Here is a 21,907-nt window from a genome sequence, read left to right on the forward strand (position 1 = left end):
TGTTTTTTACTGCATTTCTTAAAAGGTATCTTTCCGGCGCTTGCGCTTCCTGAATTGATTACACGTCCGTATCACCTAAAGTCTTACATATTTATACTAGGCTAGTCTTTTCCGGTCTGCTATGGTTACAGTGTAGTCTTTCATCATATTCATTAAACTATGCCACGTCAAAATTCCAACGCCGACATTTTATTGTTTATCATGCGCCACGGTGAGGCGGAATCATTACGGGTTGATGACAAAAGCCGGCAACTTACCGATTATGGAAGGGCTCAGGCATCAGTCAGTGCTAACTGGCTTATTGATAACTACTGCCCGGACCGGCAAATAGATCTGGCTCTGATCAGTCCTTACCGTCGTGCTCGTCAAACATTTGACATGGTCAGTCTGGACATCAGTGCTAATAAAACGGAGTTGTGTGAAGACATTATTCCGGAAGGCAATCCTAAGCTCGCACACGACTATGTAGACACCCTGTTTACCGCCACGCAGAGCAGAAGTCAGCCTGTGGAACGTATGCTGCTGGTCAGTCACATGCCCTTTGTCAGCTACTTTCTTGATGAGGTGTGTGTCATACCCAGTAACAGCCTGTTTGCCACCGCTTCAGTTGCTGTCGTCCGCTATAATGTGCAGAAACAGCATGGCGAACTGCTCGCACATTTCCAGGGATAACCCTAAGCCAAAGATTCTTAAGGCTTTCTCAATAAAATCAAAAAAATGCTTCAGAAGTTGGTTTATTAACCGATAAACAGGTTAGTGAGAGTAACCAGCTGCGCAGGGCAGTATTCCTAATGACGACCAAATCTATTCCGGATTTACTCCGTCGATCTCTGGAGAGTCATATGGCGGAAGCCGATCTCAGAGATGATGAGGAGCTAAAAGATATCCTAGGCAAACTGAATGTGTTGTCGGGTAAAGTTGCTGCGGCAAAAGCGCAGGTACTGGCCCGCAGAGCGCAGGCCAAAGAGAAATCAGAGTAAATTAAATATCTGAAGCGTTATCCCGCGGCTCAGTGAAGTATTCGGGAAGGATACGCACGGTTTTCACCATATTGTCTTTTATATCCACGATCTCCATAGGATAACCGGCGAGACGCACACTGACCTGATTTTCCGGAATTTCTTCCAGATACTCCAGAATGAGACCGTTAAGGGTTTTCGGGCCGTCAACAGGCAACTTCCAGTCCATTTCCTTGTTTAAATCACGCACGTTGGCACTGCCATCTACCAGCACACTGCCATCCTGCTGAATATTCGCTTCCTTACTGTGATCCGGCACCATGGACGTGGTGAAGTCACCGATGATCTCTTCAAGAATATCTTCCAGCGTGACCAGACCCATAATATCGCCGTACTCATCGACCACCAGAGCAATACGTTCTTTTTCTGCCTGGAATTTGTACATCAGAGTATGCAGCGGGGTGGACTCCGGCGTGAAATATATTTCACGCACTGCACGGAGCAAACTCGACTTGGTGAATTGATCTTTTGATAACAGACGAAGGGCATCACGACAATGCACAAAGCCTACGGCATCATCAATGCTGTCACGATACAGAAGTACACGGGTATGCTGGGCTTGGGTAAGTTGCTTCTGGATTTTCTTCCAGTCATCGTTGATATCGATAGCGACAATGTCTGCCCTGGGAACCATGATATCTTCGGCGGTGACATTCTCTAAATCAAGAATACCCACCAGCATGTCCTGGTGCTTTTTCGGTATCATCGTGCCTGCTTCGTATACCACAGTCCGTAATTCCTCCCGGCTCAGGGAGTCATCGTTACCATTTGTCGGGTTAATCCGCAGCAGGAATAATATACTGTTGGTGATGGAATTGATGAGTGCAACAAACGGATAAAGTACAAATAGCAGAGGCAGCAGGATAACTGAGCTCGGGAACGCGACTTTTTCAGGGTACAACGCCGCCAGTGTTTTCGGGGTTACCTCAGCAAATATCAGCAGGACCAGAGTAAGACCAAATGTAGTTGCAAAAAATCCCCAGTAATCGCCAAACAGGCGGGTGCAGATAATCGTTGCGATAGAAGACGCCGCAATATTAACCAGGTTGTTACCAATCAGGATCAGGCCGATAAGACGGTCAGGACGTTCAAGTAACTTTTGCACCCGTAAAGCTGCACGGTTACCTTCGTTTTGCAAGTGTTTGAGCCGATAACGGTTTATCGACATCATGCCTGTTTCAGAGCTTGAGAAATAGGCAGATAAAAAAATCAGCACGCCAAGTGCAATAAATAGCGTACTCGTTGATATGTCGTCCAAAAATCCGGGTTCCTTTACCTGTGTGGACTATCCAATTTAGTTATTCAGACAGCGGGTTTCAAGTGTAAGTTAATGAATCTTTATTATAACTGGTCTTTTTCGGGCATTTTATCTGCATTTTAAGGCATTAAGAAGCCTTTAAAGCAGAATTTCTCTGACAAAGCGGCTTCCAAAATAGGCGAGTGTGAGCAGCATCAGACCAATAACGGTGAGTACGATAACCTGTTTGCCGCGCCAGCCCCAAATATGCTGACCGGTAAGCAGTACGATATAAACTGCCAGGGCAATTATCGACAGGACAGTTTTATGGGCATACATGGTACTGAACATGTCATCGAGGAAGACGAACCCGCTTACCAGCGATAAAATCAGCAGAAATGTGCCGACAAGCAGTAGCTTAAACAACATGCCCTCTACCAGCATTAACGGAGGTAGGGGCGAATTCAGCAGAGATGCGCCTTTCTGTTTCAGCTTAAACGTAATAAACGACATTTGCAGCGCATAAAGAAAAGCGATCACCAGCGTGCCGTAGGCAAATAACGAAAGGGTAATGTGGATAACCAGACCCGGCTGCATTTCTATGTGCATGATATGACTGACCGGCAGTACCTGAGCGGCTGCAATTGTCATCGCAGAAAAACCAAACACCACGGGCAGCAGAATGATATTCGGCATGACCGATGCGCTGATAAGCATGGATACGGTGATGAGCCAGGATACCAGTGACAATACATTGGTAATACTCATATTCTGGCCAGGGGCAATAACAATGGCCTGTGACAGGTAGCAAATATGGGCAGCCGCACCTGCCAGAGACAGGATCATTGCCAGTTTCTTGTTTGGTGTTTGCTGATTGACAATCTTGCCCATCAAAAGAAAAGCGGCAGCAAGATAAAAAATTATGCCGGCAACGGCAAATACGGTGGTCATCCCAATTCCTGTACGAAGGGGTGCTGTGTGACTTTTTCCTGCACCCGTTTTACTGGCTGTATTGATACTGCAAGTCCAAAGGAAATTCAACCAGAACCATTGTTTTTACACAGATTAAGACAATATAAACAGAGAAACACATATCAAGGTTCGTTGTGAACGCCTTTTTCGCTATAATGGCGGGAATAATGAGTTAACCGATTTGAAGAAGCTGCCTTATGTTTGAGAATTTATCTGAACGCCTTGGTCAGACGTTACGCAACGTCAGTGGCCGTGGCAGACTGACCGAAGACAACATTAAAGACACGCTCAGGGAAGTGCGGATGGCACTGCTTGAGGCGGACGTTGCCTTACCGGTAGTCAAAGAGTTTGTCGCCCAGGTCAAGGCCCGTGCTGTAGGCACTGAGGTGACCAAAGCCCTGAAGCCCGGTCAGGTCTTCATAAAAATTGTACAGTCTGAACTTGAGTCTGTCATGGGGGAGGCCAATGAAAAGCTGAACCTGTCTGCTCAGCCACCGGCGGTCGTTTTGATGGCAGGTTTGCAGGGTGCCGGTAAAACCACCAGTGTGGGTAAACTGGCTAAATATCTGACTGAGCGCGAAAAGAAAAAAGTGCTGGTGGTCAGTGCGGATATTTATCGTCCTGCGGCAATCAAGCAGCTGGAAACATTGGCTACAGATGTGGGTGTGGGTTTCCATCCTTCCTCTATTGAACAAAAGCCCATTGATATTGTTAACGGCGCCATCGATGCGGCGAAAAAACAATTTTACGACGTACTTTTAGTGGATACAGCCGGTCGTTTGCACGTTGATGCAAACATGATGGATGAAATCAAAGCGCTTCACGCGGCGGTTAAACCTGTTGAAACCCTGTTCGTGGTAGATGCCATGACCGGTCAGGATGCGGCAAATACAGCGAAAGCCTTCAATGATGCATTACCGCTTACCGGTGTGATCCTGACTAAAGCTGACGGTGATGCCCGTGGTGGTGCCGCGTTGTCGGTGCGTAAAATCACCGGCAAACCCATCAAGTTCATTGGTATGGGTGAAAAGGTTGATGCCCTTGAGCCGTTCCATCCTGAGCGTATTGCCTCGCGCATTCTGGGGATGGGTGATGTACTCAGCCTGATTGAAGAAGTTGAGCGTAAAGTTGATAAAGACAAAGCGCAGAAACTGGCGAAGAAAGTTCAGAAAGGTAAAGGTTTTGACCTTCAGGACTTTAAAGAGCAGCTTGAACAGATGCGCAATATGGGCGGCATGATGGGGCTGATGGACAAGTTGCCCGGTATGGGTGGCATGGCTGACAAAATTAAAGATCAGGCCAATGAAAAGCAGTTCAATCAGATGGAAGCCATTATCAATTCCATGACGCCGGCTGAACGTGAGCGTCCTGACATGATCAAAGGCTCCCGTAAACGTCGTATAGCTGCCGGTTCCGGTACACAAATTCAGGATGTTAATCGTCTGCTGAAGCAATTCACCCAAATGCAGAAAATGATGAAGAAAATGTCCGGCGGCGGCATGAAGAAAATGATGCGCCAGATGAAGGGCATGATGCCGCCAGGCGGAATGGGTGGCATGGGCGGTGGCGGCGGAATGTTCCCGCCACGGTAAGCCACAGAGATAAAACGAAAAAGAGGCGGCATGCTGTCTCTTTTTTTTTGGTGGCGGGCACAATGCATTGTCTGAAAATTGCCCGAACAGTGCGCCGCAACACCGACAAAATCACATCCACACTGGGCAATTTTGCCAATTCATAATACACTGCTAGCCCGCTTAAACGATGGATATCGCTGGCGACAGGGATGCCTTAAAGAAAAGGTTCGGGCCAGACTCTTTGCAGGCCGGAATGCTGGTTTGCAACGCCTGACATATTTCCCCTCCCGACAGCGGTATAACAATTTCAGCAAGACGCATACCGGCGGTCACGACGATAACAAAAAAGATATGCCGGTACGAAGACAGGATTATTATGGCTGGTTTAAAACGCATCATTCTTATTGATACCCACTTGCCGGGTGTCGTTGAACTTAAACTGGATGGACATACCAATATTTGCGGTACTAATGCATCCGGAAAAACCACCTTGCAGCGACTTATTCCCGTATTTTACGGGGAGTATCCCAGCCGCGTTGTACCGGCCACCCGGGACAGCTTTGAGCGCTGGTATTTACCCCGCACATCCAGTTTTATTATTTACGAATTCACCCGTGCTGAAGGGGATTTATGTCAGGCGGTATTGAGTTCTAACGGGACGGGGGTTAATTACCGCTTTATCGGTAAACCTTTTGATATTGACGATTACCTGCTGCCGCAAAAAAACGGTAAACGGGTGAGTATCAGCAGCGCCGAGCTTGCCAGAGCAATGAAACGCAACAACGTGCTGGTAACCAGTTTACTGACCACAAAAGACTTCCGTGCCATTTTGCAAAACGATCACGGTGTCCTGAACCAGAGCAGCAACGCACGGGAACTGTTGGGTTACGCCCGTATTTTCAGTTTGTGTCAGCCTAATTTGCATGTACGTCACATCGAGAAGCTGGCTAAAGCCGTGCATTCTAAAGAAGGCAAGATGGAAACCATCAAGGCCATGATTGCCGCTATTCTCGAAGAAGACGGTGTGCAGCCGCCCACGTCAAATTTAAGCCGCAACCGTGTGGATGACTGGCTGCGTGAATGCCAGCTCATCAAGCAGTTTGATCGTATCCGCCCCGAGTTTGCCAAACTTGAACAGGCCGATATGGCACTGGGAACGACAGAGAAGCAGCTAGGCGGTTTAAAGCAGGTGTTTGAGGCGGATAAGAGTCATTTATCCGCGGCTGTCGAAACGGCTAAGAATCAACTGGAAGAGAATCAGTTCCGGCGCAAGCAGAATGATAACCAATGGTCTGAGACCCGTGACACACTCAATCAGACGGTGTCATCTGCCCGAGCGGATGTAGAAAAATACACCTCGGAACTGGATGCCGTGGAAGAGGAATTCCAGAGCTGGCAGGAACAGGATATTGAACAGTTAAAAGAAGATGTGGCGAATCTTGGTCAGTGGCAGAACGAGCTGGAACTGGTATCCGGCCGGTATACCTTATTGACCGAAAAACATCAGGACATCGAATCAACGTTTAACCGCCGTATTGCTGAACTGGGTGAAAAGCTCAGTATGAACCTGGAGCAGCTTTCAGCCAGCCGTCAGGAAGCGGCAGATAAACGTAGTGATCTGCAGCAAAAAGAGCGTGATGCATTGCAAAACATCCGCGACGATTATGCACAGCAAATTCAATCGTTAAATCACGCACATCAAAACGCCCTCAGCGACCTGAAAGTTGCAGAAGCCGAACTGAAAGCCGGTCTGAATAACGCCGGTTATAACGAGTTTGAGCAGTCTCAGCTTGATTTACTGGATGCCGCAATAAAAGAAGCCAGCATCAATGAAGATGCTGCGCGCAGCGAGTATCGTCAGGCACAGCAGGCCCATAGTCAGGCGGTACTGCACCGTCAGTCAGCCTCATCGGCACTGGATAAAGCCCGCAACCAGCATCAGGCACAGGAAAAGCAGGTTGATGGTATCAATCAGCTGCTGTACCCCGGAGAAGGTTCCTTGCTGGAGTTTCTGCGTGGCAACCTGGATAACTGGGAACATACGCTGGGTAAGGTCGTGCGTCCCGAATTGCTGGAGCGCAAAGATCTCGTTCCGCAACTGGCTGAAGGTGAAAGCCTGTTTGGTATTAAGCTGGCACTGGAAGCACTGGATACGCCGGAATATGCCCATACTGAACAGGAGCTTAAAGCCCGTTTAAGTGCTGCAGAAGAATCTTTGGCGCTGGCGTTAGCGGCACAAAACGAGTGTGAAGCGGTATTGTCGAAAGCCAACGAAGACGTGCGTAACGCTGAGCTGGCGATGACTCAGAAAGATAATGCCGTACGCAGTGCAGAAGCCACCCGTAAGCGTGCCCAGCAGGATCGTGATGCAGTACTGAGTGAATATCAGCAGGCGTTGTCGGCCCGCAAACAGAAAGCGCGCAGCAAACTGGATGATAACGTTCAGGCCAGAAAACAGCTGGTGGCACAGTTTGAACTCGATCGCGATGAGATTAAAGATCAGCAACGGGAAGCCGAAACGGAGCACAGCTTCCACTGGCAGCAGCTTATTGCTGACACTGATGCCCGAATCAGCCAGCTTGATTCAGATATGCGTAAAGCCAGAGATAATGCGGCCAAAGACCGTCGTGACACTGAGCAGTGGCTGGAAAATGAGCTGAATAACCGCGGTGTGGACGTGGATGAAATCGGTGAGATGAAAAAGCGCATTAAAGTGCTTAAAGAAGATATCTACCGCACAGAAACTCATCGCCATAAAGTCGCTGATTATGAACGCTGGTATCAGACGGTGTTCACCGGCCACAAAGTTGCCTGGCAAAACAGCCTGGCGAAAGCCCGTCAGTCACTGGCCGAATCTGAGCGTGAACTGGCTGCAAAACAAACCGTGTACCGAGAAACTAGGGAGCAGCTTAAAGATCAGCATGGTCAGTTAGAAACGGCATTGAAAACTTCATCCGACCAATATGAGCAGGTGGTTAACTTTGCTAAATCGCTGGCAAAAATTGCCCTGCCGGCTGTACAGGCTGAAGAGGCTGTACGCCATGATGAGTTATCCGTTAATCAACGCTTATCTCAGGTGCAGAGTGCCCTGCATGAGCGTGAAGGCTTAATGTCTGATGTGAAAGCTTATGTTGAACGCTTTGATCAGCTTATCGCCGCGCAGGCGGGAACCGGTTTGTCAGATACCTGGGAACGGGCCCGCGAAGAATGTGCCGTGATGAACGCCCAGGGCGTGAAGAGCGTTGACCACCGTCGCATGGTCGGCCATCTGGCGCAATTGCTGAATGTTATTGTGCCGCAAAAATTACAGGGCCTGAAAGAGCAGGGACGTATCTTTGGCGCGGACCTGAGTCAGTACTATTACGTACTGGCAGATATCGATAAACGCATCGTCAGTCAGAGCCGCCGCATTACCAGAGAGGTTGACGGAGAACTGTTCCTGGATGGCGTGTCTGACTCCGCGGTAAAAATCCGCTCACGGATCAGTGAGCTGGAATTCTGGCCTGAACTGGAACAGTTCCGCGCATTGTACGACGAGTGGATGGGACAGGGCGCCAATGAATTGCCGGATGAAGAGTATGGGCAGAGTATGCGCCGTGTGCTGGATATTCTCGGTCGTGCCGCGCTGACCGGCGGCATCAGTAAACTGCTGGATATCGAACTGCATTTACGTGAAGGCAACAGCGATCTCGTGATCCGTACCGACAGACAGCTGAACGAGTCTTCCAGTCACGGTATGGCTTACCTTATTTTGTGTAAGTTCCTGCTTGCCTTTACCCGTTTGCTTCGTGGAGAAGCTGATACCACTATTCACTGGCCTATCGATGAATTGGGCACACTTCACCAGAGTAACGTGAAGAAGATCTTCGATGCCTGTCAGAACAATAATATCAGTGTGGTGGGGGCCTTCCCTAATCCTGAGTCTGATGTATTAACGCTGTTTGAGAACCGCTACCTTATCGATAAAGTCAGCAGACAATTACAGGTGGTTGAGCCAAAAGTCAGCGCCATTGCGGAACGAATTAAAGCCCGCCGCGAACAGGAGGTGTCAGCATGATGTCAGAACAGGGTCGTATTTTAAGTTTATTGCTCAAAGGGCAGTTTATCTGTCAGGTGAGTGATGAAGAAGGCTGGCGCTATCTGAAAAGCCGCGATAATGCGCAGAAGCTGGAGCCTCACCTGAATGTGCTCAACCGCACACTGGCGTCAACCGGTGAAGGCGACGTGTTTTTTGCTGCCTATTTAACGCTGGGCGACGATGAACGCAAAGTGTTAACTCAGCAGTTTCAGGAAACTGCATCCAGCCTGGTGCCGCTGGTGGAATGGTTGTTACTGGTACAGCAAGCCAGTGAGTCAGATATGCCCGTCACGATGGGTAACGCACTGCGTTTAAATGAACTGCAAAGCGTCATAGAAGATACGCCGGCTTATGCAGAACAGCTTGAAAAAATCTCACGCTACCGGGTGTTTAACTCTACCAGTATGAATCTGGACGGTCAGCTTAGGCAGGTGTTTAAGCGTCTGACCGATATGGGATACCTGATTAAACCGAATACCGAAAAGCAGATTTATCTGGTGACCGGTAAAGTTGAGCATCTTTTTGAGATGATTAAATTTATCGACGAAACCGAAAGTCTGTCGTTGTCTGAGCAAGCTGAGGCTGCCGTGCAGCAGGGGAGCCTGATATGAGTCAGGTGTTGGTTCAGGCCGGCACCCGGTTGCTCAATGCGTTGGGCCGCCACAGCGACCTCATTATGCACGCTTACGTGAATGGCTCAGTAAAAGAGGCGGATTTTAGTCGTAAGGTGCTGGAGCAACTGGTTCAGCTTGGGGTGTTATGGCGTCCCGATCCTCAAAGTCCGCTGCGGTTGAAAAACGCGGTACGTGCATTGCTGGAAGGCAGTTTGCAGGATGAAAGAAACCGTACCATCAACACTAACATCACTGCGTCGCTGGCAAGCTTGCGCACGTTAGCTGAGCACTACAAAGAATCGCTGCACTACAACCGTTTTAACGAAGCCCATGCTCATATGACGGATTTAACTGAGCATGTGTATCAGTTAACAGAATCACTGACCAACAGCGTAAGGGTGCTGTTCAGTCGCATTAACAATGAGTTTGGCTATGTCTCTTCGGTAGAAGCGAAAATTCGTGAGAACGAACTGGCGCAGGGGCAGGTGAGTGATTTACTGCAGCAACTGGAAAGTTTCCATTTCGATGAACTCAGTGAACTGGCCGGCAGTAACCGTGAGTTGCGGCATTTGCTGGTGGTTGCGTTACAGCAGAGTTTCTCTAAAGCTGCGCAGGAACTGTCTGTGGTGCAGGCCCGCTTACTCGACCTGCTGGGGCGTTTCCGTGAGTTTCAGGGACGTACCCGTCTGCTCAAGGGTTTTTTACTGCAAATGGAGCAACAACCGGATTTTACGCCCGGCAATTATCCTGCATTAAGTCAGGTGCCCGTATTGTTCAATCAGGCAGAGAGTGTGCTTGAAGCGGCGGCAGCCGACGTGAACCAGGTAGCTCATGAAGGTGACTATCAGATGATTGTCAGCACTCTGACTGACATTCATCGCCGTAAGCCGGATGAAAATGCCCACAAGGCCGCACAGGAAATCGAAGTCACGGCGCAGTCCAGCGTGTCACTGGAGAAGGATCCTATCCATGTTGCTGTGGATGATTACTTCTGTGATGTAATTGACTCCGGTCAGCCTAAATCAGCCCTTGAGTACTTTGAAGAACGGGATCTTGAGTTCGATAGAGAGGTATGGATTTATCAGGTTATCGGCGGTTATCAGTCGCTGGATGAAAACGATAAACAATTCTTCGCGCTGGATGCTTCCGGTCAGCCGGACGCTGTTTACACCGGCAATTTCTACATTAACGACGTTACGCTGGGGCTCAGATAGTCCCGGCGTAACCCGTCAACTCTGTGTCATTCATCCCGGTTTAGAACAATTTAGTCTGAACAAAGGATGAAAATTTTTTAAATTTCCATATAATTAACAATTGTGTAACATAATGAACTTTCTGTAGCAGCTATGCGTAATAGGCGTGTCACATAAAGGAACTAAAGTGGCGCGCGAATTTGATAATACCGGCTGACCGTCGTTGTTATCAGACTGTTAAGGCATATGGCACACGAATGGAGATTATCATGCAGTTGTCCCATGAGCAGGCTTTTAATCAAGCTCTGATCCGTTTATCTGTTTTGTTATATCAGGTAGACGGCAAGGTCACACTTTCAGAACAGGATTATCTGGAAGACGTTATAAACCATCTAGACTGGCAAAGCCCTATTTGCCGCGAGGCATTTTTTACTGACGCTATCTACCAGACACGGCAGGTACTGGATGCAGGCGAAGAGCAACGTTATCTGCGTACGTTGCAAACTGACTTACTCTTTGATGCTGATAAGGCGCTGGAAGTGGCTATGGCCATCACCGGCATTGACGGCGAACGCAGTGACGAAGAAACAGAGCTTTTGTCACTGCTGACGCACAAGGTGCTTGCGAAAGCGCTGGTAAACCGTGCAAAACCGGTATCACCCTCGGAATTAAATTAGAACGATACAATACGGCGTCTTTCAGAGATGACCGGTATCTGAATTCTGAACAGATAAAATAAGTACTGACGACATGAAAAAGGCCGCTTCAATTTGAAGCGGCCTTTGTTTTTGCTGTGTTGTTTACGCTATTTGCTGTTCATCAGCATCGGTGAGCTCTTTCTCCAGCCGCTGGGTTTCATCTGCCCGTGGCTTAGTGAAACGGGCGAGGGCGAGGTACAGCACCGGTGTCAGGTAAAGAGTAAACACTACTGCGATGCCAAGGCCTCCGAACACCACCCAACCGATGGCGTTACGAGATTCCGCGCCGGCACCGGAGGACAGGATAAGCGGCAGACCACCCAGGATGGTGGATACCAGTGTCATCATAATCGGACGCAGGCGCACCTTACCGGCTTCCACAATGGCGTCGTAAACCGAATAGCCATGATCGCGGAGCTGGTCAGCGAATTCGATGAGCAGGATGGCGTTTTTCGCCAGCAGGCCTATCAGCATCACCAGACCAATCTGCGAATACACATTAATTGTGGTATTGGTGAGGTACAGCGCATAAATCGCTGCTGCTATGCCGAAGGGTACGGTGAGCATAACCACAATGGCACTGTTAACACTCTCAAACTGCGCTGCCAGAACCAGCAGCACGATGATGAAGGCCAGTACATAAGTCAGTGCAACTTGCTGAGAGGTTTCTTCAAATGTTTGTGCTTCGCCAAGAAACACAGTGCCGATGCCATCAGGAAGTGTGTCGTTGCCGAGGGCGCGGATTTTCTCCACCGCTTCATTGATGGGGAAGCCGTCAGGTAATTCCATTTCCAGTTTAATGGCTCTGCGCTGGGACTGACGCTCCAGCTCAGCGGCAACACCTTCTTCCGTGATGTACGCTACGCTGCTCAGCGGGATGAGTGAGCCGTTATCAGACTTCACATAGAGATTAGTTAAATCTGACGGATTGCTGGTATTTCGTCTGCTGGATTCCAGCATGATTGGAATCGCCTGGTCACCCACATTCAAATCAGCAATATCATCGCCGTTAACGGCTGCCCTTAGTGTTGCTGCAATGTCACTAAGCGGTACGCCCAGTTCTTCTGCCCGGCGACGGTCGATATTAACCCGCATTTGAGGCTGGGTGGGTTCATAACTTACACGGGGCGAACCCAATTCCGGAATGTTGGTTTCAATCGCGGCTGCAAAGTCCATCGCGGCTTCATAAATACGTTCGTAGCTGCTGCCGGTTAAGGCGAGTTCAAGACCGCCACCCTGACCACGTAAATTCAGGCTGTTACCCCCGAACGCATTTCCCGGTGCTCCCGGAATTGCCTGCAACTGAGGACGGATTTCCGACACGATATCCTGTAATGATTTGTCGCGGTCATCCCAGTGTTTAAGAGGTACTGTGATAAATACAATGTTTGGATCCCAGGAGCCGACGACCGTATAGATAGAATCCACAGTGCCATTTTCGACGTAAGGCAGCAGCACCTCTTCCATCTTATGCGCCTGACGGTCCATAAAATTCATGCCTGCGCCGTCAGGGCCACGGGCAAAAATGCGGATTGTGCCCCGGTCTTCGCTGGGGAGCAGCTCATTGTTGATATTCTGAGCTGTAAACCAGGCGCCAACAGCAGCCAGAATACTCAACAGGACAATAAGCCAGGCGTATTTAAGCGACCATAAAAGTGAGCGCTGATACCCACGCAGGCATGCATTTCCGAAACGTCCCAGCGTGGCTGAGAATATGCCTTTCTCCTTAGCTTTCTTAACTGGCAAACGTGCGGTCAGAGCGGGTACCAGAGAAAGTGCGACAAAAGATGAAATAATTACTGCGCCGGCCAGTACGCCGCCGAACTCTCTGAACAGACGGCCCGCCGTAGACGGTAAAAATGCGATGGGGATGAACACCGAAGCGAGTACCGCAGTGGTTGCGACAACCGCAAAAAATACTTCACGGGTACCGATAACGGCCGCGGCTCTGGCTCCGAGGCCCATGCCCCGGCGACGCTGAATATTTTCTGACACCACAATAGCATCATCAACAATCATCCCGGTTGCCAGCACCAGTGCAAGCAGGGTCAGAATGTTGATAGAGAAGCCAAGCATCCAGATAACGCCAAGCGCGCCGGCCAGGGATACCGGAATCGACAGGGCGGGGACGATGGTTGCACGCCATGAACCAATGAAGACTAACAATGTAAACACAACCAGAATGATGGTGATGCTTAAAGAGCCAATCACTTCGCCCACAGAATCACGGATGAATTCAGCGTCATCACTGGTAACGACAATGTCCATATCAACAAAGCGTTTGTTCAGATCCTCCACCATGGCCATAACTTCATCTGAAATTTCGATGGTATTAGAGCTGGCTTGTCTGATCACGCCTAAACCAATAACCGGACGACCGTCAAGGCGCACCATACTGCTGCTGTCTGCAGGGCCAAAGAATACGCTGGCAACATCGCCGACCCGGATATCTCCGCTGATCACGATATCTGAAACATCCTGTGCTGAAACAGACGTCGCATCTGCGCGGACGATGAGAGACTGGTCCTGAGACTGGATGCTTCCTGCAGGAACATCAAAGGGAGCTAACTCGAGTGCATTTGCCACATCTGTCATCGACAGGTTGAAACTGGTCAGCCGCAGAGGATCGACAGACACGCGAAGTACGCGCTCGCGGTCGCCACTTAACTGCACATCAGCAACACCGGGAATACTTAAAAACAGCGGCGCCAGATCGGTATCAACACGCTCGGTCAGCGTTTCCATATCCAGAGTGTCACTGGATACTGCCAGACTGACTACTGCCTGAGCGTCACTGTCTGCACGGATAATGGATACCTGTTCCACATCCTCGGGTAACTGGCGCTGTACACGGCTTACTGATTCGCGGGTTTCATTGGCAGCATCTTCCAAATCAATGCCGGGTCTGAACTCAACCCGCACGCGGGCGGAGCCTTCTTCGCTCTGAGCGTAGATATTCTTCACACCGCTGACCCGTGCCACTGCGCCTTCCAGCCGGCTGGTCACTTCAGCATCCACGGTTTCCGGAGAGCCGCCGGGGTACTCTGCCGTTACAGTGATTTGTGGTGTATCAACGTCAGGCAGTTCCCGTACTTCCAGACCGTTAACAGCAGCAAAACCAGCAATGACGATAAGCAGATTAAGAACAACAATTAATACAGGGCGGCGAATAGAAACCGACGGTAAATCGCCGGTCTGAAGAGAATGCTTAGTCATTATTGTCGCTCCGGCGTGCCAGTTCGGTTGTGATTTGCTGACCTTCACGAAGACGCTGAACACCTTCAGAAATCAGCATATCACCCGGAGACAGGTTACCGGAAACGAGAATTGTGCCTCGCAGACGCTGATGCACAATCACATCAACCCGGCGAGCTTTTCCATTTTCAGCAATCCACACATAGGCACCGGTTGCACCCCATAACAATGAAGCTTCCGGTACGGCAGCATATTCATTACCATTAATCTCAAGGTTTACACGGAAGCTCATGCCCGGGCGGAAGTTATCCAGGTTGTTGTCCAGGATAGCCCGTGCGCGCAAGGTACGGTCAGTTTCGCTGATACGCGAGTCAACTTCAGCAATTTCGGCTGGCAGTGTTTTATCGCGGTTTGTCCAGGGTTGTAAAGTGACTTCCGGCTGGTTGAGCAGTACAGTCAGTGCGGCTTCAGGGGCGCGGAAATCAACAAAGAGTTTGCTTCTGTCATCTAAAGTCGTGATGGCGGTAGTGGCGGTAATACGATCGCCCACTTCAACATCTGTCAGGCCGACAATCCCGCTGAACGGTGCTTCAACGGTGCGGTCTTCTAAATCTGCTTTGGCTTCATCAAGGGTAACTTTGGCAAGGTCGCGGGTGGTTTGCGCCAGATCGAGTTCACTCTGGGGAATGGCCCCTTTTGCCCGGCTTTCCTGTAAACGTTTATAAGAACGTTCTGCGTCAAGTAGCTGGAGCTCTGCACGGCGAACGGCAACCTGCTGACGGCGGTCGTCCAGTTTCACCAGTACCCGGCCCTGTTCAACATACTGGCCCGGTACGAAATTCACTTCAGTCACTTCGTCTGCAACAGCGGGATACAACACAACCGAGCGAACGGCTTCTGCAGTTCCCACAGCTTCCACGTCCCGTTTGGCATATTGAAATTTAATTTCTTCAAGGACAACGAGCTTGGCCTGATTATCGCCAAAAAACTGGGCATTGGCACTGCTGCTCACTATGGAAAATAAAACAGTGAGACTAAAAAAAACAGAGGTTCGTAGTTGGGTTTTCATCGTATTTCCGTGTTTCATCAACGCTTGTCACTCTCCTGCGCGTTGAACGGAGAAGCGCCGGAGTCAGTAAAGTGATTGTTGTTAAATTTTTGTTTTTATAAGTTGTGTATAGCACCACAGCCTTGTCAGCTAAGCAATTGCAGTTCAGCGTACTCCCTGTACAGCGTATCGTTTTCTATCAGTTCATCGTGTTTTCCGGTACTTACAACGTGTCCTTTATCCATTACGATGATCCGGTCAACATGTTTCACTGTGGCCAGCCTGTGAGCAATAATGATGGTGGTACGACCCTGCATCAGCTTGTTCAGCGCCTCCTGCACCATTTTTTCACTGCGGGCATCCAGCGCGCTGGTTGCTTCATCAAGTAACAGCACCGGCCTGTTGGCAAGCAGGGCGCGGGCAATGGCAATGCGCTGCTTCTGACCGCCGGACAACCTTACGCCCCGTTCTCCTAACTGGGTGTGATATCCTTTTTCCAGCTCTTCAATAAATTCGTGGGCAAATGCGGATTTAGCTGCCTTCCTGACCTGCTCATCGCTGGCTGACGGGCAACCGTAGCGAATATTTTCAAGTACGCTGGTGGCAAAAACCACGGGCTCCTGAGTAACTATCGCGATCTGACTTCTTAATGATTCCAGCGATAATGATGTTACCGGTGCTTCGTCCAGCAGAATGGTGCCTTTGCGCACATCATAAAAACGAAGCAACAATTGAAACAGCGTCGTTTTTCCTGCTCCGCTGGCCCCCACCAGGGCAACCTTTTCGCCGGGATTGACTGTTAAAGACAGTTGATTAAACAGGACGCCGCTGCCGGGGTAACAAAAAGTAATATTGTCAAAAATGATGGCTGGCGGCCTGGCCGTGTCATTACTGAACTGTGTTATGCCAGGGGAGATGTCCGGTACCGTATGTAAAAGTTCCAGTAACCGTTCGCTGGCTCCGGCTCCACGCTGAACTTCGCCGATAACCTCGCTGATGGTTGCCACGCTGCCGCCGGCCATCACCGCATAGAATAAAAAGGCAGACAGTTCACCTGCCGTCATATCACCGGCAAATACTTGTCTGGCACCAAACCAGGCAATCAGGACGATAGCGCTGAGACTCAGCAGCATAATTAATCCAATCAGCATTGAACGGTAATGGATGCGGCGTCCGGCGGTTTCCATAACGGCATCCACGCCGGCCTTGAACTGGGAGCGCTCTAAATCTGCTGCGTTGAACGCCTGTACAGTCATTATTTCATGTAAACTTTGATCAATATGCGCCCCCAAATCTGCCACTCTGTCCTGACTCAGACGGGCATAATGACGTACCTGAGGGGCAAGCAAACGGATGGGGACTAACACCGCAGGCACCGCCAGTAATACGCACAAGGTCAGCACCGGGCTGGTGATGGTCATCAGCACCAGCGCGCCGGTGAAAGTGATAAAGGAACGGATCGCCATCGACAGACTCATACCCACCACAGTTTGAATAATGGTTGTGTCGCTGGTGAAGCGGGAAATGACTTCTCCGGTGCGTAATTTTGCAAAGAAAGACGGTGGCAGGGTGAGCAAATGAGAAAATACGCTGATGCGTATATCGGCACTGATGCGTTCACCCAGCCAGGTCATCAGGTAGAAACGCACATAGGTTGCCAGACTTGCTACCGCAGTAATCACCAGAACACCAATAATTGCCCGGTTCAGCATGTCTGCGTTGTCGTTCATAAAACCCTGATCGACGGCCAGCTTTATTCCCTGACCCAGAAGCAGCCACGCGCCGGAGGCAACCAGTAAGGCAATGATTGCGCCTGTTACCTGTATCCGGTAGCCCGCGAGCAGGGTCCGGATCCATCTGACAACCTGCCAGGTTGTTGCCTTATTCTTTCCTTGTTCTGAAGTCATGCCGGTATCTCAAAAAACACTGAACTTTGTATTTTACGCTACAGTTAACTATCAGGATTGCCGGATAAGACCACTTCGTCATTCAGCAAGACCAAAAACACAATAAATTTCTGACCCATAATTTGTATTTCACCGGAGATTGACCATAGTTAAACAACAGCAAAAGGTATTTTTAGTAGTCAGTCAGGTTCTGTGTCTCTTAAACAAGTGAACCGTCTCCGGGAGCCTCCATGCAAAACAAAGCACTACTGGTGGATGATGTGGCCAATGTGCTCGATTCTTTCCGGCGCAATCTTCGGGGGCAAGTTGCATTTGATGTGGCAAACAGCGGTAAAGCCGCGCTGGGACTGATGGCAGAAAATCACTATGCGGTGCTTGTCACCGACATGACTATGCCGGATATGAATGGCTTATCGCTATTAAGGGAAGTAAAGCGTCTCTATCCCGACACGGTGAGAATAATGCTTACCGGTAACGGCGATCAGCAAACAGCCATAGATGCAGTGAACGAGGGGGATGTTTTCAGGTTTCTCACCAAGCCCTGTTCTGTTGTTGAACTGAAGCGGGTTATAGAAGCCGGATTTCATCAACATAGTTTGATTATGGCTGAAAAGGGTCTGTTGAATCAGACAGTAAGAGGCATTGTCAGTGTTCTGGCTGAAGTCCTGGAACTGGTGAACCCCCAAGCTGCAGCACACAATGTACAGTTGAAAATGTACATGCTCCAGCTCGCGAGGGAACTGAAACTAAAACAAAGCTGGATGTTAGAACCCGTTGCTGAGTTATCACAGTTGGGAACGATTGTATTGCCGGGCGTACTGGCCGACCAGTATGAAACCAGTAAGCTGACGGCGGCTGAAAATGAACTGATTGAGCAACACGCCAGTCTGGCCAGCGATTTACTGGAAAAAATTCCCCGCTTTGAAGCGGTAGCCAGGAACATCCGCTATCAGGACAAGTGCTTTAACGGGGAAGGTGTCCCCGCTGACGATGTAAAAGGTGCTGACATTCCTTTCGGAGCGAGAATGCTTAAAGTGGTTAATGATTTTATCAGGGCTCGGGAGTCAGGCTTGTCCACGGTGGACGCATTACGCCGGCTGGAAACAGATGTCCGCTGGTACGACGGCAAAATTTTGTCGGCCTTTACCCGAATGTTGCTGCGCAAAGCCGATTTGATGTCAGTGCCGGTATCGTCCATTGAACCCGGTATGGTGTTATCGGAAAAAATCGCGACCAACGCCGGAAAGCAACTGGCCAGAGAAGGGCAGGTAGTAACCACTACACTCAAACAGATCCTCACTGTATGCATACAAAGTGGTGCGCTGAGTCCTGCACTGATGATCGGGGTCTACCTGGAAGATAACGGTGACGCCGGAAATGTGGAGGATATAGCAGTATGACTTTCTGGAGGTTTATCACGCCGGAGCCGGCGTTATATACGGAAGTAAACGGTCATTATAATCATTTTATTCTTTTTCTTTCTCTGCTCGTTTCTACGCTGGCGGCCTACTCGCTAATTGTCGTGTTAAAACGGATGTGGCAAACCGAATTATTGTCGACAAGACGCCAATGGAAGCGGTTTGGCAGTGTGACATTTGGGTTAGGGGTATGGGCGATGCACTTCACCGGCATGCTCGCCTTTATGTTGCCTATCGGCATGTCATTTGATGTGGCATTGACCATGGTGTCTATATTGCCGCCCATTGTTGGCGCTTATATCGCTGCGAAACTGATAGCGACACAAGTATTCACCTTTACCAATATTCAACTGAGTTCACTGAGTCTGGCGATGGGGATAGGGGCAATGCATTACACAGGCATGGAAGCTATGGAGACTGAAGCTGCCATGACCTACGATTTTGGCTTCTTCTTACTCTCCATCGTTTGCGCCTGGCTGTTTGCGATGGTTGCCATTTATATGGTGATTTACATACAGCGTAAAAACATTCGCGGGCAATTAGGATTGGTGGGCTGTGCCATGGTGATGGGCATGGCCATCGCAGGCATGCACTATGTGGCAATGTATGCGGTGCATTATTATTTGCCAGTAACATTTATTCGCTCAGAGACCGGGAGCCACGCTGAACCAGCCATTCTCGCACTGGCCATAACAACACTGGTGTTCGTCATTTTTGCAACAACGCTGCTGGGGTCAATTTTTGACAAGCGTTTACAGGCTGCTGAGCTTACAGCCAAAGTCAGTGCAGCCAGAGAGAAAGACATCGTTGAAAACCTGGCTGACGGCTTGCTGGTGGTAAATGAAAATGGCCGGATTACCGGCGTGAATACTGTCGGTCTCAGTTTGTTCGGATATAAAGATGCAGACCAGTTGCGCAATGAGGATATTACAAAGATCCTGCCCGGATTCGACATCCGGCTGCTGACAGGAGACGGTGAAGAAGGGAAGCAACAACACGTCATGCAACTGGACGGTAAACGGTCGGACGGTACTACCTTTCATTGCGAAATGAATTTTTCTCCTATGACCGTAGTTATACAGAACATGCATCTGTTCAACGTGGTTATCCGTGATATCACCCAACGACTTATGCTGGAAGACCAGTTGCGGCAGGCACAGAAAATGGAATCCATCGGCCAGCTTGCTGCCGGTATTGCTCATGAAATAAATACTCCGACGCAGTATGTGTCAGACAATATCTTCTTCTTAAAGGGCGCATCTGAAACCGGCATTTCTGTGATGAAAACCGTTCATGCGCTTCTCAACAGTAAGGATGAAGGCGAACAGGCTGAAATAAGAGCAGAACTTGAAGCTCTGATGAAGGGTGAAGATATTGAGTTCCTTATTGACGAGATGCCAGTGGCATTCGACCAGTCGGTTGAAGGTTTGCAGCGTATTGCAAAAATCGTCGGGGCGATGAAGTCTTTTTCCCATTCGGGTGACGAAAAAATGCATAAGGTCGACCTGAAAGAAGCAATCTCCTCAACCATTACGGTGGCCCGGGGAGAATGGCGTTATGTGGCCGACCTTGAAGCGGAGTTTTCTGAAGATGTGCCGCTGGTGACCTGCAGCAGAGACGAAGTGAATCAGGTGGTACTCAACTTTATTGTTAATGCCGCCCATGCCGTAGAAGAAAAGTTTGGCCGCGAACGGATGGAAAAAGGTTTGATTCAGGTGCGTGTGTATCCTGCGGATGACACGGTGATCATTGAGATTAGCGATAATGGAACAGGCATGAGCAAAGAGGTATGCAAACGCATTTTTGAACCGTTTTTTACGACCAAACCGCCCGGTAAAGGAACAGGGCAGGGGCTTTCACTGGCCTATGCAGTGATTATAGAAAAGCACAAAGGCCAGATATTAGTTAACAGTGAAATTGGACTAGGTACTACCTTTAAAATTGTTTTACCGGTGGAACACCCGCAGACCGTTGAAAGTGAGCTCAGTGATGAAAATACTCTTTGTTGATGATGAAAAAATGGTGCTCAACGGCCTTAAACGGGCGTTGTATCAAACCGGCTGGAAAATCAGTATTGCTGACTCGCCGCAAAAAGGGCTGGAGGCTATCGCCTCCGGTACGCCTGATGTGGTCATTACCGACATTATGATGCCGGTGATGAACGGTGTTGAATTTCTTGAGAAAGTAAGCGAAGGCAACCCGGTGATCAGTCGTTTCGTGTTATCAGGCCAGGCGAATGAGAGTTTAATACTGCAGGGAAGTCAGGTGTCTCACTGCTGGTTTACGAAACCCTGCTCACATGGTTTGCTGACCCAGCATTTACGTGCTGTTGAGGAAGTGAATCAGACATTTCCGGATAGTGCTGCTTGTCAGTCGATGACAGCCAGTTCGCCTTTGTTTAATTCTTTTACCTTGCTGAAACAGTTTATGCAGTGCGTCAATTCCAATTTGTGCGAGCTCACTGCATCTGTACGGCCTGATATCGATGATAATATGAAAAAGGCCGTGTCTCTTTGTGGAGAACGTTTTTTCGGGCAGGGAGATTACAGTGATTTCAAAGATGCATCATTGAAACTGACACTGGGGGAGAGTCAATTTTATGCGTTGTTGTTCACCGCTGAGTTAATGATGCGGCTGCCGGGGTTATTAGACGAACCTGCAGTGGGCGCCAAGCTGGAACAGGCACTTTCCCGGTGCAAAGACCATGCTACCCCCCTTAATGCACTGGTTCTGATGATCATGGCGTTGAAACAGGATTTGCTGGCCGGTGTGACCATCCCGGCAAAAGTTTCACCCCGACAGGCATTGTTATTTATGCTGCATATGTGGAACTTACCTTACCCCATCATCCACACCGTATCGGAAAAGGTGTCCTGAGGCGCTTTTTTCATCACTAAACTTGCAATTAAAGCGTAGATCCGTATAATGCCGCGGCCTTCTTGTTGGCGCTGATT

The 21,907-nt window shown here is 49.4% G+C and carries 15 protein-coding genes; 10 read left to right on the forward strand and 5 right to left on the reverse strand.

Annotated elements, in window-relative coordinates; all coding sequences use genetic code 11:
• Positions 1-159 precede the first annotated feature (159 nt).
• Together sixA and J3369_RS07285 are read left to right on the forward strand one after the other, a co-directional pair.
• Complete coding sequence (gene sixA / locus J3369_RS07280; RefSeq protein ID WP_119500772.1) at positions 160-672, forward strand: phosphohistidine phosphatase SixA; 513 nt, start codon at positions 160-162, stop codon at positions 670-672.
• 119 nt (positions 673-791) lie between these two features.
• Entirely contained in the window at positions 792-980 is a 189-nt protein-coding gene (locus tag J3369_RS07285) for a hypothetical protein (RefSeq protein WP_119500773.1), read from the forward strand.
• A gap of 1 nt (position 981) precedes the next feature.
• Here J3369_RS07285 and J3369_RS07290 read toward each other — a convergent pair whose 3' ends face one another.
• Together J3369_RS07290 and J3369_RS07295 are read right to left on the reverse strand one after the other, a co-directional pair.
• Entirely contained in the window at positions 982-2,277 is a 1,296-nt protein-coding gene (locus J3369_RS07290) for an HlyC/CorC family transporter (RefSeq protein ID WP_303575008.1), read from the reverse strand.
• Positions 2,278-2,415: 138 nt separating this feature from the next.
• Positions 2,416-3,207, reverse strand: a complete 792-nt coding sequence (locus J3369_RS07295) for a cytochrome C assembly family protein (RefSeq protein WP_303575007.1) — start codon at positions 3,205-3,207, stop codon at positions 2,416-2,418.
• 218 nt (positions 3,208-3,425) lie between these two features.
• Here J3369_RS07295 and ffh point away from each other — a divergent pair, with 218 nt between their 5' ends.
• The 5 genes from ffh (at position 3,426) to J3369_RS07320 (ending at position 11,364) form a co-directional block, all read left to right on the forward strand.
• Positions 3,426-4,820, forward strand: a complete 1,395-nt coding sequence (gene ffh, locus J3369_RS07300; RefSeq protein WP_303575006.1) for a signal recognition particle protein — start codon at positions 3,426-3,428, stop codon at positions 4,818-4,820.
• A 358-nt stretch (positions 4,821-5,178) separates the two neighbouring features.
• Positions 5,179-8,859, forward strand: coding sequence for an ATP-binding protein (locus J3369_RS07305; protein WP_349585429.1), 3,681 nt, complete (start codon positions 5,179-5,181; stop codon positions 8,857-8,859).
• Positions 8,856-9,491, forward strand: a complete 636-nt coding sequence (locus J3369_RS07310; RefSeq protein ID WP_349585432.1) for a condensin complex protein MksE — start codon at positions 8,856-8,858, stop codon at positions 9,489-9,491. The genes J3369_RS07305 and J3369_RS07310 overlap by 4 nt, the downstream gene beginning before the upstream one ends.
• The gene (locus tag J3369_RS07315; protein WP_349585435.1) at positions 9,488-10,708 is read left to right on the forward strand and encodes a phosphoenolpyruvate carboxylase; all 1,221 of its coding nucleotides are present in this window, start codon (positions 9,488-9,490) and stop codon (positions 10,706-10,708) included. Before J3369_RS07310 ends, J3369_RS07315 begins: the two co-directional genes overlap by 4 nt.
• Before the next feature lie 248 nt (positions 10,709-10,956).
• Complete coding sequence (locus J3369_RS07320; protein WP_119503352.1) at positions 10,957-11,364, forward strand: tellurite resistance TerB family protein; 408 nt, start codon at positions 10,957-10,959, stop codon at positions 11,362-11,364.
• A gap of 123 nt (positions 11,365-11,487) precedes the next feature.
• Here J3369_RS07320 and J3369_RS07325 read toward each other — a convergent pair whose 3' ends face one another.
• The 3 genes from J3369_RS07325 to J3369_RS07335 form a co-directional block, all read right to left on the reverse strand.
• On the reverse strand, positions 11,488-14,601 hold the full coding sequence (locus tag J3369_RS07325; protein ID WP_119500780.1) for an efflux RND transporter permease subunit: 3,114 nt from the start codon (positions 14,599-14,601) through the stop codon (positions 11,488-11,490).
• Positions 14,594-15,649, reverse strand: coding sequence for an efflux RND transporter periplasmic adaptor subunit (locus tag J3369_RS07330; protein ID WP_349585439.1), 1,056 nt, complete (start codon positions 15,647-15,649; stop codon positions 14,594-14,596). Before J3369_RS07330 ends, J3369_RS07325 begins: the two co-directional genes overlap by 8 nt.
• A 125-nt stretch (positions 15,650-15,774) precedes the next feature.
• A complete protein-coding gene (locus tag J3369_RS07335) occupies positions 15,775-17,535 on the reverse strand; it encodes an ABC transporter transmembrane domain-containing protein (RefSeq protein WP_303574999.1) in 1,761 nt (586 codons plus the stop codon).
• A gap of 230 nt (positions 17,536-17,765) precedes the next feature.
• Between J3369_RS07335 and J3369_RS07340 the strand changes: the two genes are divergently transcribed.
• Genes J3369_RS07340 through J3369_RS07350 form a run of 3 tightly spaced genes read left to right on the forward strand, consistent with a single transcriptional unit; the run spans position 17,766 to position 21,830 of the window.
• Positions 17,766-18,935 carry an HD domain-containing phosphohydrolase gene (locus J3369_RS07340; RefSeq protein ID WP_349585441.1) on the forward strand — a complete coding sequence of 390 codons (1,170 nt, stop codon included), beginning with the start codon at positions 17,766-17,768 and terminating at the stop codon, positions 18,933-18,935.
• The gene (locus J3369_RS07345; RefSeq protein ID WP_349585443.1) at positions 18,932-20,962 is read left to right on the forward strand and encodes an MHYT domain-containing protein; all 2,031 of its coding nucleotides are present in this window, start codon (positions 18,932-18,934) and stop codon (positions 20,960-20,962) included. The genes J3369_RS07340 and J3369_RS07345 overlap by 4 nt, the downstream gene beginning before the upstream one ends.
• Positions 20,943-21,830, forward strand: a complete 888-nt coding sequence (locus J3369_RS07350; RefSeq protein ID WP_349585445.1) for a response regulator — start codon at positions 20,943-20,945, stop codon at positions 21,828-21,830. The genes J3369_RS07345 and J3369_RS07350 overlap by 20 nt, the downstream gene beginning before the upstream one ends.
• Positions 21,831-21,907 lie beyond the last annotated feature (77 nt).

The sequence above is a fragment of the Alteromonas sp. NFXS44 genome (genome assembly GCF_040148705.1).
Classification (GTDB): domain Bacteria; phylum Pseudomonadota; class Gammaproteobacteria; order Enterobacterales; family Alteromonadaceae; genus Alteromonas.